The organism is uncultured Eubacterium sp., from assembly GCF_934561735.1.
GTDB lineage: Bacteria > Bacillota > Clostridia > Oscillospirales > Acutalibacteraceae > Eubacterium_R.
In genome coordinates this window covers 1-17,872 of sequence record NZ_CAKTGT010000009.1, presented here as the reverse complement: position 1 = coordinate 17,872, position 17,872 = coordinate 1, and the positions used below count along the sequence as shown (strand labels likewise).

The following is a 17,872-nucleotide window of genomic DNA, read 5'->3' as shown; positions in this document are numbered from 1 at the left end:
TTACATAACAATAAAGAGAGCAACCGTGCGTTGCTCTTTTTTAATAGGTAACAACAGGTGATAAAAAATATGTACAGTTCAGGATTGGTACTTGAGGGCGGCGGCAACCGTTCGATTTACACAAGCGGCGTGCTTGACGCTTTTATTGAAAAAGAAATTGAGTTCCCGTATGTTATCGGGGTGTCGGCAGGCAGTTGCAACGCAACCTCGTACATTGCAAAAGACTACCGCCGTCAGCATGATATAATTGTAAATTACTCAAACGACAAACATTATATGGGCCTCGGCAACATATTAAAGGGTCATTCGTTTTTGAACACCGACTGGATTTTCGGTGAGCTTGCATACGATATTTCTCCGCTTAATCAAGATGAATTTGACAAAAGCAACACCGTTCTTTGTGCTGTGGCAACAAACGGTTTGACAGGTAAGCCGGAATATTTTTATCCTAAAAGTATGCGAAACGGCTGTGACGAACTGAAAGCAAGCTGTTCCCTGCCGGGCGTTACAAACGGAGTTGAAATCGGCGGAACAACATTTTTTGACGGCGGTCTTGTAGATTCTATTCCGCTTGAGCGTGCATTTGACGACGGCTGCAAAAAGGCAGTTGTAATTCTAACGCAATGCAAGGGATATGCAAAAAGTCCTATGAATCCAAAAGTAAAAAAGATTTTTAAAAAATTTCCGAAAATCGGTGAAGCGGCAGTCAACCGCCACATTATGTACAATACCCAGCTTGAGTTTGTAAAACAATGCGAAGAAAACGGCACCGCACTTGTAATTCAACCGGCAGCACCGCTTAATGTTTCTACGCTTGAAAAGGATGTTTCAAAACTTGAGTCAATATATCAGCTCGGCTACAAGCAAGGTCTTGACCGTGCCGATGAAATAAAAGCATTTTTAAATGATTAAAATATATATTCATTCTTTAATCAACACATAGCTGTCTGTGTCAACTTTCAATTTAATGCTTGTGCCGTCCAGCATTCCACGCATAATTTCGTTTCTGATTTGATAATAAACTGAGCTGTCACCGTTCCAATACTGCGAGTGAACATCGGCTGTTTCCTTAAATCTGAGCGAATTAACATCACTGCGTACAATCATATTCACTCTGTCGCACGGCATACCGTTTACAAAAAAATCATTAAACGCTTGATATGCGTTTTCTGCGTCTGTGTTTTCGTTCAGGCTGTTTTGCCTGCCGAAATCATAGGCGACTTTTTTTATTTCATCAAGGGCATTTTCATTTTCGTTCAAAATCACAGATACAAGACTTGCATATCTTGTTTCGGCATCCGTAATTTGCGATTGCAGCCAACCGTGAATGTTGCCCTCATCTATAACTTCTTCAAGCGGCGGCAATTGCTTTGTATATTCGGCACCTTTGCCGAAATGCTCGGCAATCAACGAAGTTAACGCTTCCTGATTTTTTATTTTATCATAAAGCCAAAAATGGACGGGGCCCAAAAATAAACTCATTTTCATTCTCCTTTTGTAAAATAATTTTTTGCAAAGGTCATATTTTGCACAAACTCCGCAGTACCGAGATAATTACCGTTTTTGTCACGCACCGCACGATAAGTTATGCACATAGGCATACTCTTTTTCTCACTCCAAACCTGAACTTCATTGCGTTTGCCCGATTTAAAATCGGCAATAATGGCCCTAACCATTGCTTCAACCTTGGGCGGATGACACGAATAAACCTTGCGTCCGAGTGACATTTGCGGACGCTTAAAGAATTTTTCACCGTTATCATTGTAATAAGCATTTGTGTCATCAACATCAACAAAGGTTATCTCCATCGGAATTGTGTCCATAAGTGCTTCAATTTGTTCAAGCGAAAGACTGCCTGTCGGCATATTGATTTTATCGGTAAAGCCTACCGCACTCTTCGGCAAATCCTTTACCTCATCCCAAGTTTCTTCCTTTATTCCGAACGCCGAGTCATAAGAAAATCGGTCACGGTAAATGCCGTGCCACTCCTCGTCGGTAAAATTAACCGCAGACACGGGGAACAGCACCTTTTCCTCCTGCCTTATCATTTGGGTGAGCCTGCCGAGAAGTATTTTGAATTTTTCTTTCCATTCTTCCCCACGCTCAACATCTTTTGCAAGAGCATTAATATCGTCCCTGATTTCATCATCCGTGGTCCACATAACATCGCTCGGACCGGAAATTTCATACTTCACCTTTAAAAGCGGATAGAGCAAATCTCCCTTTTCGGCATAATGGATTGACACATCACGAATGTCATTAAACACCTCGTCAAGTTCCCAACCGTTGTCAAGTGCCTTGTGTGCTTTTTCAATAAGACTTTTAAGTGCCTCGTTTTCTTTGTTAAGAGTATAAAGCGGATGACCGACGGTATTAATCAATTTTTGTGCAAGCTCGTCTTTTTTTGAATAATCAACCTTAGGCAGGGTTTTCAGTTTTTCCAATGATTTGTTTACTTCTTCAATGCTCATAATCAAATTTCCTTTCTGTACAAAACTATTATAACCAAAACAATTAACAAATGAAACAGCGTATATAATTTTTTTACAATTACTCACCTTGTTAAAAGTTGCAAAATAATGTATAATCAAATAAATAATCTAAGCGAGGAAAAATTATGATAATAGCAGTAACATATGACAACGGAATAATAAATCAGCATTTCGGCAAAACACAGTATATGAAGGTGTACGAAACAAGCACCGACGGCGAAATTCAAAAGGTTCACCTTGAAAGTATGGGCAAGCACTCTCATCACGGAATTGCAGGCTACATCAAGGAAATAGGCGTTGACACCCTCATTTGCGGCAATCTCGGTCAAGGAGCCGTTGATTCGCTTGAAGCCGCAGGAATTACAATTTATGCAGGCAATACAGGCAACTGCGATTCTGCCGTAATCAAGTTTTTGCACGGAGAAATGGAGCAAAACAGCAAGGCGAATTGCAACCACAAGCACGATCACCACGACTCATAAAGGACGGATTATGAAATTTTTAAAGCAAATCAAAATAAAAAACATTCTCATGCTCACCGTTGCCGGAATAGTCAATGCAATAGGCGTCACGATGTTTTTGGCGCCCGTTAAATTGTACGACAGCGGAATATCGGGCACATCAATGCTTTTGGGTCAGTTGACGCCCGATTGGATGTCGCTTTCGCTGTTCCTTGCCGTGCTGAACATTCCGATATTTTTATTCGGTGCAAAAAAACAAGGTTGGGTTTTCACCGTTTATGCCGTGTATGTAGTTGCGATTTATTCGCTGTCTGCATGGCTGATAACGGATGTGCTCCCCGTTGATGTTTCGTTTTTGTCGCCTTTTGCAAAAGACGATTTGTTCCTTTGTGCGGTGTTCGGCGGACTCATTTCCGGTGCGGGAAGCGGTATTGCAATCCGCTACGGCGGAGCTATGGACGGCATCGAAGTTTTGGCAGTTATCTTTGCAAAGAAGCTGTCACTCACGGTTGGAACTTTCGTAATGATATACAATGTTATTTTGTATATCGTGTGCGGAATTATATATCACAGCTGGATTTTGCCGCTGTATTCCATAGTAACATATATTGTTGCACTCAAGGTAATCGACTACATAGTTGAGGGCTTTGACCGTTCAAAATCGGCAATGATTATCACGGAAAAGCACGAAGAAATTTGCGAAAAACTCTCAAAAGAGTTTGAAAACGGAATTACATTTTTTGACGCAAAAGGCTATTATTCCGACAGCAACAAAACCGTTATTTACTTTGTGCTCAACAGATTTCAAATCGGTAAAATGAGAGAAATCATACATTCGGTTGACCCCGGAGCATACATCTCCATCACCGAAGTTGCCGACATTTTCGGTGCAAAGCAGAAAAAAGACTAATAAAAAAATGCGTATGCCTGTTCGCTCCAAGCATACGCATTATTTTTATTTTATTGTGGTTTTTTGATAATTGTTTTGTGAAGATTGTTTTTGATAATCACAAAATAAAGTGCAGTGCCGAGCACAGCCATAACGCCAAGTTCACCGAGGGCAACACATCCGCCCTGTGTGAGAAAGCCTACAAATTCAAACTTGCCTTCAATAAAGAAATGCTCAATTTCCCAGCCGATGACAACACCGTTCCAAATTGCCGGCATAAGCATTGCAAGAAGCGGATATTTGCCGACCTTAACCTCTCTCAAAAAATACATACAAGTAACCGAGCCGAGAGTTGCCAACGAGCCGAAAATCATATCAAGCGGCAAGCCCTGTCCGATACTTGCGAGGTTTGAGATAACGCATCCGAGCGTAAGCCCCGGAATAGCGGCAGGAGTGAACAATGCCAAAACATTGAGTGCCTCCGATGCTCTGAACTGCACAGCCATGGTTGTTGTGCCGGGTAAAATAAGATTTTGCGCATAAGTAAGCGCAGCGTACATTGCCGCAATTATTGCCGTTTGTGCAATAAAAGCGTTCTTCTTTTTGATACTCATATCAAATTCTCCTTAGTTTTGTTTTTACGAGTAGTACAGCGAAAATACCACTAATATTGCGGGTTTGTGCCAAGTACCGCAATGTTAACCCCTATATTTAACCACTATCGGCTAAATCGCTTATATAGATTAACGGTTGTTATTATAACACACTAAATGAGATTTTCAAGAGTATAATTATAAAAATTTTATTCTGTTCAATAAAAAGCCATTCTGATTTCAACAAAACTGCAATCAAAACAATTTTTAATCGAGTTAAGGGGACATTTTTTATCATTTTTGCATTTTCTGTCCCCTTAACTTGATTTTTTGTGTTTTATTGCATATAATTATGTTGAGGTGAATAATATGACACTTTTCAAGCGTGAAAACTATTTGAACAAAATCAGAGCTTTTTATGATGATGCGGAAATCATAAAAGTTATAACCGGTGTAAGACGATGCGGAAAATCATCTCTTATGAAAACCATTATAGAAGAATTGACCGCTAAAGGCGTTAAAGACGAAAACATTATCTTTTTAGATTTAGACAGCCGTAAATATAGAAAAGTTAAAACCGATGATCAACTTGACGAATTATTGGAATCGAAGTCTAAAGCTGACGGTTTGAAATATGTATTTGTTGACGAAATACAAAATGTCAAGAATTTTGAAGAAGTAATAAACGCATACCGTGGTGACGGAGAATTTTCAATTTTCATTACCGGCTCCAATTCATATTTGCTCAGCGGTGAGCTTGCAACCAAATTAACAGGCAGATATATTGAATTTGAGATGTTTCCGCTTAGCTTTGAAGAATATATTGACATAAAAAAGTTTTATGGCAAACCGATTAATGCCAACTTAACAATAGAACTCAACAACTATTTGCTCGAAGGCGGTTTCCCTTTGGCAATTCAATATGACAATCTTGCGGATAAAAGAACTTATGTCAAATCCGTTATAAGCGAGATTTTCGACAAAGACATAAAGACTCGAATCAAAATTAATAATCGAGAGGCGTTTGTCAAAGTAAGAGATTTTATAATCAACAACTACGGTGCAACTATGAGTATTACGAGCTTGCAAAACGCTCTTGAAAAAGATGGCATAAAAATAAAGCGTACCACTCTTGACAGGTATATTAAGGCACTTACTGATGCAAAAATCCTATACGAATGCAAACGATTTGATATGAAATCAAAAAAATCACTTACGGGTGAGAAAAAATACTATTTGGCAGACACTTCCTTTTATTTTGCAACCAATACCGACAACAGAATTAACTACGGTCCCGCTCTTGAAAACATTGTTTACATCTATGCAAGAAGCAGAAATTATGAAGTAAGCATTGGCAAAATCGGAAAGCTGGAATGTGATTTTATTTTAAGAGACAACAACCTAAATTACGCTTATGTGCAGGTATCTTACACTATTAACGAAAGTAAAGACACCGAAGACAGAGAATACAAGCCTCTTGAAAAAATCAAAGACAATTATCCAAAATATGTGATTACAACAGATTATTTACTGCAACATCGAAACGGTATAAATCATGTTAATTTAATGGATTTTATAACCAATAAACAATCATTTTAACCAAAATATCTTTCAATTACTTATAAACCGATTTGCTGATATACAATTAAAAACGGTGTATCGAGATGATACACCGTTTTTATCTTATAATGCTTTTTTGATTGCGTCAAGAAGGTCGCTGTATTCCTCATAAGCAGGAATATCAGGATAATCCTTTTTGATTGCATCGGTGGATTTGAACAAAAATCCTGCCTTGCTTGCCTGAATCATACCGAGGTCGTTGAAGCTGTCGCCGCTTGCGATAGTGTCGTATCCGATTGACTGAAGTGCCTTAACCGTTGTGAGTTTTGACTGCGGACAACGCATCTTGAATCCTGTGATTTCGCCGTTTTCGGCAACCTCAAGAGTGTTGCAGAAAATTGTAGGCCAGTCAAGCTTTTTCATAAGCGGTGTTGCAAATTGCTCAAAAGTGTCTGACAAAATGATAACCTGTGTGATACTTCTGAGTTCGTCCAAAAATTCCTTTGCACCCGGCATAAGGTCGATTTTTGCGATAACCTCTTGAATTTCTTTGAGTCCCAAGCCATGCTCTTTAAGAATTTTAAGTCTGTAATTCATAAGCTTGTCATAATCAGGTTCGTCACGGGTTGTAAGTTTAAGTTCGGGAATACCTGTTTCCTCTGCAAATGCAATCCAAATTTCAGGAACGAGTACGCCCTCCATATCCAAACAAACGATGTTCATAATATGTCCTCCAAATATAAAAATTTAAAAATTAACTGTTTGCGGCACTCCGGCTTTAAAGTCGAGTGTCTTTTCCGTATCGCCGTATGTGACTTTGATTTGTTGGTCAATGTCGGAAGTGATTGTTGCTTCAACGCTGCCTGCGTTCATATCCCACGAAAGACTGTCAACCGTTGCTCTTGTTCGTGCCTTAATGCCTTTAACCGTGCCTTTGTCAAAACCGGAAGTCGGGAGTGCGGGAAGAAGTCCGATTTCGCCCTCGTTTGAATAAACAAGTGCTTCGTTAACTATTCCGAGATAACCGATTGCAAAGTCGGTGCAATAGCAACTGCCTTTATCGTAATCGTGATTTGTCATCAAAGAATCATATCTTATTTTATGATTTTGAAGCTTCAATAGTGCGTCGGTAAGTGCATCTCTGTCCTTTAATCTTGCGGCAATAAGCGAACGGTGAACAAGCGCATGCGAAGCCTCGTTTTCGCTTTCTCTGTTTGCGATAGCCTGCTCACAAGCCTTTGTAAGTTCCTCGTTATGCTGTGTTTCAAACAGCGGCCATGCACAATAAAGATGGCTCAAATGTCTGTGCTCGTTGTTTTCTTCAAAACTTGTGGTTGCCCACTCTTTGAGAGCACCTGTTTCGTCATAAATATACGGCGGCAACTTGTCCATAAGATTTTGCCATTTTGCAAAGCTGTTGTCCGGCGTTACATCAGCCATAACAGCCTTTAACATTTCAAGATTATTTCTGCAAGCCGAAATGTCAATAGCACAGTTTGCGTCTGACGGACTGTCGTAATTTGACGGATTGTTTTCAGGCGAATATGACGGAAGAATACAATATGTTTCGCCGTCATTCAGCTTTGTTTTGCCTTTTTCATAATGAATTCCACCGTCTTTATCGGTGTAATATTCAGGAGTCAAAAGCTGTGCCCAATAATTTGCCGACTTTGTAAGAAGAGGCAACAAAATGTCCTCTTCAAGCATCATATAGCCTTGCTTTTTGTATTTTGCAATATCGTTTTCATCAATAGAAAGCACGGATTTCAGCTTGTTCAAATCAAACTCTTCGGAAAGCGGAATTTGAATATTTCCGTAGGTTTGCAAGGTTTCGTAAAGAGGTTCAATCATCCACGATGTGCCCGCATTCCAATATCTGAACGGATAAGGATAACAAGTTTCTGTGATAACCGCCTTGTCGCCGTCGGTGTTTACGGGTGCTTGGATAGCGTCCGTAAAGCCGTGAGTTGCCTTTGCGTTTTCCTCCCAATCGGGAAGCTGACGGAGAATAAAATATGTATATCCGATCGGAGATGACGAAATGTTACCCGTGTTAATTGACGAAGTCTGCAAATTCACATTTGCGTCCATTGTGTACTTGCTTCCCCAACCGGTGTTGAACTCGCCTGTCCACATTCCGTAAAGTCTGCTTGTGGAATAACCCGAACAGCAGAGATATGCGTATCTGCCTGCATAATATGAACGCTGTGCAAGTGCGGCAGAAAGCTCGTCCTCGCCCTTTTGCTCTTTAAGGAGTTTTTCGTTTGACTCGTCGCTGTCCTCAAGTTCAAGAGTAACTGCATCAAATTGCGGCTGATAAATTTCAAGATGCTTTTTGAGTGCTTTTTCGTAGTCAAAACCGTCTTTGCCGTCATATTTGTCCTCAACGGCTTTTGCCTTATCAGTAAGTTCATCAACAAGTTCGTAGCTGTCCTTGTTCTCAAATTCATCAAGGCTTCCCATATTATAGGTTCTGTCGCTTATTGTGATAAGATAAATATTTTCGGCATTTGTAATTTTGATACCGCTGTTTTGACCACGGAAAATGTCTTCCTTGTTCTTCTTTTCAAGTTCAACCTTTTCCTTTGTACCGTCGGTCACAACATAAGTAGTTGTAACATATCCGCCGTTTTTCAGTTCGCTGTTTTCGTAATTTGGATAATGTGCAACAAGCGAAATCGTGTTGGCGTTAATGTCAACAACCTTTTTGTATTCCATATCCGCTTCGCCGCCGTCGCCGAAATTCGCCATGGTCGAAAGGTCATCAAGCGTCAATGTAACATTAAGCTGAGCCGCCTCCGACGACTGCGACAACTTTGTTATAACCGCACCGTCTGCCATTGAAGTAAACGAAGTTCTGTCCCAAGTGCCGTTTTCATCCGTAAATCTCACACCGACCTGCGAAGATTCAAAATCAGTGTAGCGGATGTAATCTTTTGCACCTTTGCCGTCCATAGAAATACGGAGTTGGCCGCCCGGATGAAAGCTGTATACTTCATCGTAAGACGCATCGTCCGTTATATCTTCACCTTTAACGATGCTTTGCTTAACTGTTTCAAGTTCGTTTGAGGTATCGGGACAGGTACGAATATTTTTGTTAGGCATAATGAAGTGCATATTTTGAAAAATAAATGTGTCCTCGTATGGCGAACCACTCTCGATAAATCCCTGCAAGCCGTTGCCCGAAACCATACCCTCACGCCATGTTTTGGTTTTATTCTTACTGTTCTCTTTTAATTCTTTATAGTCAAGACTGTACGAAATTTTTGTGCTGTCCGTAAATAATTCCTGCACTGCGGCAGTTTGATTTTTTGACGCACCGCAACCGACAAAGCCTGCGGCAATAACACCGCTGAGCACAACAGCCGTTAACTTCTTTAACTTTCTCACAACAATTCCCCTTTTTCATATAATTTATATTTTATTATACCAAAGTAAAAAATGATTTTCAACCTTTACAACCGATAAATGTAATGTTACAATTATAATATAAAGTATAAAAGGAGTAATCATTATGACACAAGAGCTTAAATATCAAATTATCGACAAAATCAGAGAAATGGCAGCCGCACCGTCCTGCTGTGCGGAACTTAAAGAAAAAGCCGAGGAATACCTCGTTGCAGTCGGCACAACAAGAGAGGACAAAAAGTTCAGAGAACTTGTTGACGAAATTAAGGCAGACATCATCCCCGTTGACGCAATGGTTGAATTTATGGCTTCACCGCAGGCAACAGAGGAATTCGGTGAAGAAACCGCAAAAGAATTCCTTGCACACGCAAAAGAACTTCAGGCAAAAGGCGAAAAATTCTGCGATTGCCCTGCCTGCTCCGCCGCACAGGAAGTCCTCAAACTCATCATTTCTTCAAAATAAATACACAAACAAAAAAACGATGCAGTCGAGTGACTGCATCGTTTTTTTATGCAACAGACACGGTTAATTTCAATCCCAAATGTTGCATTATTTTTAATAATGTATCCAAATTCGGAGTAGTTTTTAATGTTTCAATTCGTGCAACCGAGGATTGAGGAATTCCGCAAATTTCAGCCAACTGCCTTTGAGATAAGCCCAGTTCATTCCTTTTATCAATTATTGCACCGACTATTGAGGCAAGTTCTTCCATTTGTTCAATATCACTTTTAGCCTGCTCGTCAACGCTTTTTGCATAATTTTTGTAATCGTTCCAATTTTTCATATCAACCACCCTTTCTTCTGTTAAGGTAATCAGTTCGTTCTGCCCTTGCTTTTTCTATTTCTCTTTTAGGAGTTTTTTGTGATTTCTTTCTAAAATGATGCAGCAAGACAAAAGTATCTTGTTGTGCAAAGAAATAAAAAACTCTGTTGTTGCCCGGTCGTAATTCCCAAATTCCGTCACCAAGATGCTTTGTAATATTGTCCCCCAAATTTGTACCATTATTTTGTAACAATTCAATATAAAAAACTATTTGCTTATATTGTATGCGAGAATCCTTGCTTGTTGCGGATTTATCTCGCAACTCCTCTAAAAAATTCCAAAGTTCACTTTCGCCACTTTGATTTTCATAAAACTCAACATTGAACATATTTATGTTTCTCTTTTTTCTTTCCTAATCTATACTTATGATAGCACAAATGCTATCATAAGTCAACAAAAAAACGATGCCCTCACGGACATCGTATTTTTTGAGTTAATCATTATGAATCAGTCACAAACGAGAACGCCGTAACCGTTTTTACGCTTGTAAACTATCTTTGTTTCGCCGTCTATGCCGATGTACACGAAGAATGTGTGTCCGAGCATTTCCATCTGAACGATTGCTTCATCGTCCGTCATTGTATTTGGTGTGATGTGCTTAATTCTGTTGACATCGACCGAATCGTAATAAACTTGGTCAAAATCGTCCATTGTAACATCTTCATCCAAATCATCAAATGCAGTTGCGATTTCATCAATTCCGCCTTTGCGTTTTTTGTCAACAAAGAAGGTCTTGAGTTTGCGAAGTTTACGCTTCAAATCATCAACCGCCATATCAACAACCGGCTCAATGCGGTCTGCTCTTGCTTCACCTCTGATGAAAGAGCCGACATTTTTCACCGTAATATCACATTCGTATTCTCCACGCTCCTTGCTGAGCGTAACATCAAATGTTGCGTTATCCGGCAGCATTCTTTCAATTCTCTTGAGTTCCTTTTCAATGCCGTCTTTTGCGCCCTGCTTCAAATCGAAGCCTCTTGCTGTAATGTTAATCATACTTATGCCTCCATTCGAACAATAGTGAGAGAAATATCTTTTCTCCCTACAATCATTATACCCTGTATTGCGAACTAATAAAAGTATTGTAAAATTCCTTTTTTATGATATAATAGAATTGATGTGTGTATGACAAATTCACGCATTATTTTTTAAAAAAAAGGTAAAAATATGAAACAGAATTTCAAGTCAACCGTCAACGCTTGCTTCACAGCATACATAGTTCAGGCAATAGTCAACAATTTTGCGCCATTGCTGTTTGTTACTTTTCAAAAAGAATTCGACATTCCGCTGTCGCAAATTACATTGCTGATTTCTTTCAATTTCACGGTTCAACTTTTGGTTGACTTGCTGTCGGCAAAGGCAATCGACAAAGTCGGCTACCGCACATCAATGGTTTTGGCACATTTTCTGTCGGCACTCGGTTTGGCAAGCCTTGCCGTACTGCCGTTTGTATTACCAAGTCCGTTTGTCGGACTGCTGATTTCGGTTATGATTTACGCTGTCGGAGGCGGAATTTTAGAGGTTTTGGTCAGCCCGATAGTTGAAGCGTGCCCAACCGATAACAAGGAAAAAGCAATGAGCCTTTTGCACTCGTTTTACTGCTGGGGACATATGGCGGTCGTGCTGTTAAGCACCGTGTTTTTCAATATTTTCGGCATCGAAAATTGGCGAATTGTAGCTGTAATTTGGGCAATATTACCAATAATCAACGGCATTGTTTTTGCAAAAGTACCAATAGCAAATCTTATTGATACCGACGAAAAAGGTATGAGCATAAAAGAGTTGTTCACATCAAAGGTGTTCATAATTCTGTTTATAATGATGGTTTGCTCAGGTGCAAGCGAGCAGGCAATTTCGCAATGGGTGTCAACTTTTGCAAAAGAGGGCTTGGGAATTTCCAAAACGGTCGGTGACCTTGCAGGTCCGCTTTCGTTCGCATTGCTGATGGGCACATCACGAGCACTTTACGGCAAATTCGGCGACCGAATTCCGCAAAAGAAATTAATCCCTGTTTCGTGCATTGTGTGTATCGGAGCGTATTTAGTTGTATCACTTTCACCGATACCGGCACTGTCGCTGATAGGCTGCTCGATTTGCGGCTTCTGCGTGGGAATTATGTGGCCGGGAACATTCTCGATTTCATCGGCAATGCTCGCCAAAGGCGGCACGGCAATGTTTGCATTGCTCGCACTCGGCGGCGACCTCGGATGCAGTGCAGGCCCAAGCCTTGTCGGCTTCGTGTCGTCAATGGCAGAGGATAACCTAAAAGTCGGCATCCTCGTCGCCACAATCTTCCCGATTATCCTGCTGCTGAGCACCAAACTCCTCGGCAAATTCTCAACAAAAACCAAAGCCTGACTAAATTTATTGATTTGGATAAATTATAGTATAAACGAAAGGAGTTAGACAAATGACAATAAAAGAGGCGAGAAAATCGGTTAAATTAACGCAAGCCAAAACTTCCGAACTTACAAAAATACCTTTAAGGACTTTACAGAATTGGGAAAACGGCACCCGTAAATGTCCTGAATGGTGCGAACAGTTAGTAATTGAAAAAATACTATCATTAGGCACAAAATAGTTTTTTCGCTAACCTATGACAAATAAAACAATTGTAATTCCCTAATTTTTCTTGGTATGTTATAATTTGTGAATTGGGCAATGGAATCCTTTAACATTGTAGTTCCCTAATTTTTCTTGGTATGTTATAATGCTTAGTGAGGTAGATAAGGTATTCGAGGCATTGTAGTTCCCTAATTTTTCTTGGTATGTTATAATAGTGACATTTCCGGAAGACAATTTACAATAATTGTAGTTCCCTAATTTTTCTTGGTATGTTATAATTGTTCGGCGTAGTGCCAACTGTATCGCAGAGATTGTAGTTCCCTAATTTTTCTTGGTATGTTATAATCGATGAATGATAACTACCATTCTCGAGGAAATTGTAGTTCCCTAATTTTTCTTGGTATGTTATAATATGGGAACAAAAGGCACAGTAAATTAGGGCATTTCGAGAAAAATTCGAGATAAAAAAGCACAACAGAATTAATTTTCTGCTGCGCTTTTTCTCTTTTTTACAATAAAGTTAACTGCTCATATGCAACGGGAATGTCCGATTGGATATATTCGCCGAGCAAAATTTGCATAGATTCGTACTGTTTTTCGGTAATAGTAAGCAATCGCACCGAGCCGTTTGGCGGCAAATGCTGTTTCAGCCGTTTTTCATGCATTTTAACCGCATCATATCCATTGCAAACTCTTGAATAAACTGAATACTGAACCATTAAATAGCCATCATTGATAAGAAAATTTCTGAATTTAGTTGCCGCCTTTTGTGCGGCTTTTTCTGTAACCGGCAGGTCAAAGAATACAATCATCCTCATAAACTTAGTCATAATTAAAATATGATATATCAATCAAATTCGGTAATTTCAATGCAATTTCTTCATTTTCAAACGAAGAAATTATGCTTTGAACTGTAAGTTCTATTGCATTTGCCACGCTGTGACGGTTGCCGTCAATTTCGGTCGCACAGTTTAGCAAAAGTTGAAGTTCGGCTTTTTGCGGAGTAAAGAATTCTTCGCCCCAGTCAACATAATTTTGATAAACAAAATTGTCAATAATCGGCCGATACGGCTCAATAATATCATCTGCCAAATTAAATTGATTAAGCTGGCTTTTGTGATGTATGCCGAGTGACGGCTCAAGCCCGTAAGCAACAATTGTTTTGGCAATAAACGAACGCAAAATCGCATATCCGTAATTAAGTGCGGCGTTTATGCCGGTTTCGTCATCTCGTTTAAAATCATCACCAAAAAGCGATTTAAAATACAATCTTGCAGCATAGCCCTCTCTGTTTGTTGTATCTCCCGATGCAACATTTTTTGAAATCGAATACAGAGTTTGTGCCTCATCAATTTCATTAAGTTCAAGGCATTTTGCTTGATTATTGATTTTTGCCTGCACAATTTTTTGCCAAATCTTTTTAAGCCGTGGCTTCGATTGAGAAAACTGAAGGTTTATTCGCTTGTTCATTCGACAATATGAGCCTATCGGCAAAAGCTCGCAAGACGGAATGTGCTTGTCGTTGCATATAATCACACATACTCCGTCATCAGCAAGTTTTGCCATCAACTTACCCGTAAGCGAAGTGTACGGATTGTCGACCACGATTGAACGAATATCCTCAATAGGGAACGAAAGTTCCTCGCCATTGAAAACTATCAACTGATTATTTCTTAATTTCAATTTTGCTTCGTTGGCAATAAAAATATTTCTGTAAGCCATAATTAATTAAAATACATTCGCTTTTCTTTGTTTACCTTGTTAACATTTCCAAGCGGGTCAACGGTATACTTTTCAATATTAACCAATGATTTAACACCACAGCCTTTAAACTTATATGAGTTATCGTGAGTTATTCCATTTATACTTGCGGTGGATATATCTGCTCCGCCATAATACAACAACAACTCATTTCCATATTTATTTGCCGGCAAAGTGCTGTCTTTATTAGCCACATTGAATTTCATATCTTTTTTAGCCGTTATACGAATTAAATCATTTGGATATAACGAGAACACAAAGTCTTTATCGTCCATTTCTTTCCACGGCTTTGTACCCTGAACACAAGCCAAATTAGGCAATGTCGGCTTTATAGTATCGGCAACATAAATCGGCACAAAATAATAGCCGTCATTTTCAACATAGAATACATCTATACGAATCATTGAGCCGTTATCTGCAATTCCGAGTTTGTTTTCATTTCTTGCCTTAACGCTTGACGACGAACGCTCAATAATTTTCACTTTCTTTACAATCGGACCCGGCGTTCCGTCTGCTTTTGGCTTGTGGAACTCCTCTGCAAATGCTTGTTTTGCATCTCCGTCAAACTCAACAAGTCGTTGCAACAGTGCATTATAAAGCAAAGTATCACTTTCGGGATTATAATAATTCTCGATAGCACCGTTTTTGAGTTTAAGTGATGTCAACTCAACCTTTGAAATTTTATATCCGTCAACCTTGCCCGAACGAATTGTGTCCTTATGTGCAGGGCCCGTAACCTTTCGGCGAGGCATACGAGAAACAAAAGCAGGCTTTGCACTTTCGGCATCGTCATAGCTGTAATTTGAAAATGACAACAGCACACTTTTAAGTCGCTTTTCATCTTCAATTTCGCTTCTTGCTTCGAGTTCTTTCCTGAAGTTCGGATACGGAAGCGGGAAACGCTCTTTGACCTCTCCTGTGCGATAATCAACATCAAACATAGTCTCTCTGTCAAACGAATATTTTGAAATTTTGTTCACCATTCCTTGAGTTACGCAAGAAATAACCGCAGCGTCCACAGCATGGTGCAAATCACCGTTTTCTCTGATTTTGTCAATACCCCAACATTTACGCATATAAGCCGTTGCGGCACCGTTAACAGAAATAACATGTCGTTTTCTGCCGTTTGCAAAATCCTCAAAAATCAAATTGTCATTTATGTAATTATAAAGAACTCTGCTCAAATATTTTGTGTCGTTAAGATTCCTTTGCTTAAAGTCCTCTTTGTCCTTTTCGGTAAAATGTTCTTTAAGCAAATTCTGCTTTTTTCTGTAATTTCGGATATTGCTGTTTACCCAAACACGATAATCCGATTTTTTATTTTCAGCCAAATATTCAAGCGGAACACGATTTCTTTTTTGTCTGTTTTCGGAAGAGAAAGTCAAAACTTTATTGTTGTAACTGTCGTCAAAGCAAGCACTGTACGGAATTATATGGTCAATATCCACATATCCAACCTCAAACAATCTGTCATATTTAATAGGATCTAATGAATACGGACAAATTCCGTCTTGCTCATGATAGAGTTTTAGCTTAACAATATCCTGACCCTTTGGCTCAAAGCCAAAATTATCAACAATCTCTTTCTTTATCTTTTCATTTTTAGCTCTGTTAAGCAGATAATTTTTCTCAATCTCATCTCGCTCTTTCTTGCTCTTTGAAAGTTCTCGTGCAAGTTCTATATTAAGATAAGTAGGCGAAGCTCCCATTTCTCTGATTATTGCATTTACAACCTTAACGGTTTGTGACACCGCACGCCTTACAACAGGATTAACGATGTCATCAAGTTCATCTGATTTTGGCGGAAGCAACATTTGCTTTTCGGCATTGCCGTGTGCCTTGAAATCCAGACCTGCACATTCGCAAGCCTCGTTGTATGTTTTACCTTCTTCCAAAAACGGAATAAGCAATTTGCACGCCTTAACACTGATGTGCCCTGTTTTGCTAAATGACGGAAGATTCAAAAGTGCGGGATAAAGACCCTTGTCTATGTCTGTTTTTTGGAGTGCTTCAATAATCTTTGTATCGTTTTTATAGAATGTAAATATTCTGCCGATTTCATCAAGTTCATCATGTGAGAGCGAATTCATAGCATCGCCCAATATGCTTTTCATTTGATGATAAATATTCAGATGTTGAAATTTTGTCTTTTTCTCCGACTCCTCAACGCCTTTTTCGGTATAAGTAATGTTCTTAAATTTGAAATCAGGCGAAATCTTCAGTTTTTTTCTTATTGAAGCGTAAGTAACCGACTTAGTTTTAAAACAATATTCCTTTAATTCATTACGCTCCTGCTGCGAAAGAAAAAATGCGTTGCCTCCGTCATCAATCAAGGTGATATTGTTTATTCCCTGCAAAAGCGAAAAAAGCTGAAAAGAATAGCTTGCTTTTACCGCACGATATTCTTCAGGGAAGAAAGTACATCTGCCAACCATTTTTTCAATTTGGTTGCCTGAATACGGACTCGGAGATTTTTCGTTACCCTCGCCCGGACCTAAATCAAACGGTCTTTGCGACATAACTATATCCGTGTATTTTGTTTCAATTTCTTCCGCTGCAAAAGGCATACCGAAACTGCGTTGAGCAGAAAAAATCATTTTTATTTCATCGGCAATCATATCACGAGACACCGTGTTGAGGTAGTCCTCGCCTTTGTTACGCTTGTACTTTGAATATCTTTCGTCCTTATACAGCATTTCGCCGACTGTGCGATAGCCGTTTTGAGCAATGTTTTCCCTATTCTTTTCAATAGCTCCAAGGAGTTTACCTGTTTCTTTATCCTTTGTGTTTTCGTCAACTTTTCTGTTTGACTTAAAGCCTCTTCTTTGTGCAAGATTAATAAGCACCCTTGCAAACTCAACATTGCTTATCGGTTCATCAAGAGCCCTTGTTCTTATTTCATATATATCGGACAGTTGACCTTGGAACATTGTATCAAGTTCATCTTGAGTCACAATTCCATCACTTACAAGCATATGCCTAATGCGTTGAAGCCTGTGTTGATGGCGTCTTATTCTTCGGCGAAGTCCCCTCGCCTCTCTCCTCGGCTTTGCAAGTGAACTGCCGTCTTTTGGATTCTCGGCTTTGTCAAAAATTCTCGAACCAAGACGAACAATTCTTTTAGGCTCATCATTTGAATCAAGTTCTGTTACACAATAGCCAACAGATGCAATTCCGCAATCCAATCCGATACCGTACTTCATAATGTTTCTCCTTTTTGATAGAAAAAGATAACGGCTCCAAAAAGGAGCCGTCAGAGCTTTTCGGTTTTCTACCTTTTTGTAGTAACCCAATTGTTCTTGGTATGTTATAAGAACAA

The 17,872-nt window shown here is 39.4% G+C and carries 18 protein-coding genes and 1 CRISPR repeat array; of the genes, 7 read left to right on the top strand and 11 right to left on the bottom strand.

Translation table 11 applies throughout. The annotated features are described in order from the left end of the window. The first annotated feature begins 69 nt into the window (after positions 1-69). A complete protein-coding gene (locus Q0E08_RS07480) occupies positions 70-912 on the top strand; it encodes a patatin family protein (RefSeq protein ID WP_294778504.1) in 843 nt (280 codons plus the stop codon). 9 nt (positions 913-921) lie between these two features. Here the strand turns inward: Q0E08_RS07480 and Q0E08_RS07475 are convergent, their stop codons facing one another. Next, the gene (locus tag Q0E08_RS07475; protein ID WP_294778503.1) at positions 922-1,482 is read right to left on the bottom strand and encodes a hypothetical protein; all 561 of its coding nucleotides are present in this window, start codon (positions 1,480-1,482) and stop codon (positions 922-924) included. Between the two features lie 2 nt (positions 1,483-1,484). Next, positions 1,485-2,471, bottom strand: coding sequence for a PAS domain-containing protein (locus tag Q0E08_RS07470; protein ID WP_294778502.1), 987 nt, complete (start codon positions 2,469-2,471; stop codon positions 1,485-1,487). A gap of 146 nt (positions 2,472-2,617) precedes the next feature. Between Q0E08_RS07470 and Q0E08_RS07465 the strand changes: the two genes are divergently transcribed. Next, complete coding sequence (locus Q0E08_RS07465; RefSeq protein WP_294778501.1) at positions 2,618-2,974, top strand: NifB/NifX family molybdenum-iron cluster-binding protein; 357 nt, start codon at positions 2,618-2,620, stop codon at positions 2,972-2,974. A gap of 10 nt (positions 2,975-2,984) precedes the next feature. Next, positions 2,985-3,863 (top strand): YitT family protein, encoded by an 879-nt coding sequence (locus Q0E08_RS07460; protein ID WP_294778500.1) that lies wholly within the window; start codon positions 2,985-2,987, stop codon positions 3,861-3,863. 50 nt (positions 3,864-3,913) lie between these two features. On the opposite strand, the gene Q0E08_RS07455 is transcribed toward Q0E08_RS07460, so the two are convergent. Further along, complete coding sequence (locus Q0E08_RS07455; protein WP_294778499.1) at positions 3,914-4,456, bottom strand: QueT transporter family protein; 543 nt, start codon at positions 4,454-4,456, stop codon at positions 3,914-3,916. Between the two features lie 348 nt (positions 4,457-4,804). Here Q0E08_RS07455 and Q0E08_RS07450 point away from each other — a divergent pair, with 348 nt between their 5' ends. Beyond that, positions 4,805-6,034: an ATP-binding protein gene (locus Q0E08_RS07450; RefSeq protein ID WP_294778498.1), complete on the top strand. Its 1,230-nt coding sequence runs from the start codon at positions 4,805-4,807 to the stop codon at positions 6,032-6,034. An 84-nt stretch (positions 6,035-6,118) separates the two neighbouring features. Here Q0E08_RS07450 and thrH read toward each other — a convergent pair whose 3' ends face one another. Both thrH and Q0E08_RS07440 read right to left on the bottom strand, forming a co-directional pair. Then, positions 6,119-6,718: a bifunctional phosphoserine phosphatase/homoserine phosphotransferase ThrH gene (gene thrH / locus Q0E08_RS07445; RefSeq protein WP_294778497.1), complete on the bottom strand. Its 600-nt coding sequence runs from the start codon at positions 6,716-6,718 to the stop codon at positions 6,119-6,121. Between the two features lie 24 nt (positions 6,719-6,742). After that, positions 6,743-9,385 (bottom strand): glycosyl hydrolase family 95 catalytic domain-containing protein, encoded by a 2,643-nt coding sequence (locus Q0E08_RS07440; protein ID WP_294778496.1) that lies wholly within the window; start codon positions 9,383-9,385, stop codon positions 6,743-6,745. Positions 9,386-9,509: 124 nt separating this feature from the next. Between Q0E08_RS07440 and Q0E08_RS07435 the strand changes: the two genes are divergently transcribed. Beyond that, entirely contained in the window at positions 9,510-9,866 is a 357-nt protein-coding gene (locus Q0E08_RS07435) for a molecular chaperone Hsp90 (protein WP_294778495.1), read from the top strand. Between the two features lie 46 nt (positions 9,867-9,912). On the opposite strand, the gene Q0E08_RS07430 is transcribed toward Q0E08_RS07435, so the two are convergent. From Q0E08_RS07430 to raiA, 3 genes are all read right to left on the bottom strand, one after another. Then, entirely contained in the window at positions 9,913-10,188 is a 276-nt protein-coding gene (locus Q0E08_RS07430; protein WP_294778494.1) for a helix-turn-helix domain-containing protein, read from the bottom strand. A 1-nt stretch (position 10,189) separates the two neighbouring features. Then, positions 10,190-10,555 carry a type II toxin-antitoxin system RelE/ParE family toxin gene (locus tag Q0E08_RS07425; RefSeq protein ID WP_294778493.1) on the bottom strand — a complete coding sequence of 122 codons (366 nt, stop codon included), beginning with the start codon at positions 10,553-10,555 and terminating at the stop codon, positions 10,190-10,192. 119 nt (positions 10,556-10,674) lie between these two features. After that, complete coding sequence (gene raiA / locus Q0E08_RS07420; RefSeq protein ID WP_294778492.1) at positions 10,675-11,223, bottom strand: ribosome hibernation-promoting factor, HPF/YfiA family; 549 nt, start codon at positions 11,221-11,223, stop codon at positions 10,675-10,677. Between the two features lie 171 nt (positions 11,224-11,394). Here raiA and Q0E08_RS07415 point away from each other — a divergent pair, with 171 nt between their 5' ends. Together Q0E08_RS07415 and Q0E08_RS08895 are read left to right on the top strand one after the other, a co-directional pair. Further along, positions 11,395-12,585 (top strand): sugar MFS transporter, encoded by a 1,191-nt coding sequence (locus Q0E08_RS07415; RefSeq protein WP_294778491.1) that lies wholly within the window; start codon positions 11,395-11,397, stop codon positions 12,583-12,585. Between the two features lie 52 nt (positions 12,586-12,637). Continuing rightward, positions 12,638-12,808 (top strand): helix-turn-helix transcriptional regulator, encoded by a 171-nt coding sequence (locus Q0E08_RS08895; RefSeq protein ID WP_366775102.1) that lies wholly within the window; start codon positions 12,638-12,640, stop codon positions 12,806-12,808. Positions 12,809-12,838: 30 nt separating this feature from the next. Continuing rightward, positions 12,839-13,204: a CRISPR direct-repeat array (repeat unit 36 nt; unit sequence ATTGTAGTTCCCTAATTTTTCTTGGTATGTTATAAT). 97 nt (positions 13,205-13,301) lie between these two features. Here Q0E08_RS08895 and cas2 read toward each other — a convergent pair. From cas2 to cas9, 3 genes are read right to left on the bottom strand one after another with little or no spacing between them, the layout of a single operon-like run. Then, positions 13,302-13,622, bottom strand: a complete 321-nt coding sequence (gene cas2, locus Q0E08_RS07410) for a CRISPR-associated endonuclease Cas2 (RefSeq protein WP_294778490.1) — start codon at positions 13,620-13,622, stop codon at positions 13,302-13,304. Continuing rightward, positions 13,615-14,514: a type II CRISPR-associated endonuclease Cas1 gene (cas1, locus tag Q0E08_RS07405; protein ID WP_294778489.1), complete on the bottom strand. Its 900-nt coding sequence runs from the start codon at positions 14,512-14,514 to the stop codon at positions 13,615-13,617. Before cas1 ends, cas2 begins: the two co-directional genes overlap by 8 nt. A 2-nt stretch (positions 14,515-14,516) precedes the next feature. Then, entirely contained in the window at positions 14,517-17,756 is a 3,240-nt protein-coding gene (gene cas9 / locus Q0E08_RS07400; protein ID WP_294778488.1) for a type II CRISPR RNA-guided endonuclease Cas9, read from the bottom strand. Positions 17,757-17,872 lie beyond the last annotated feature (116 nt).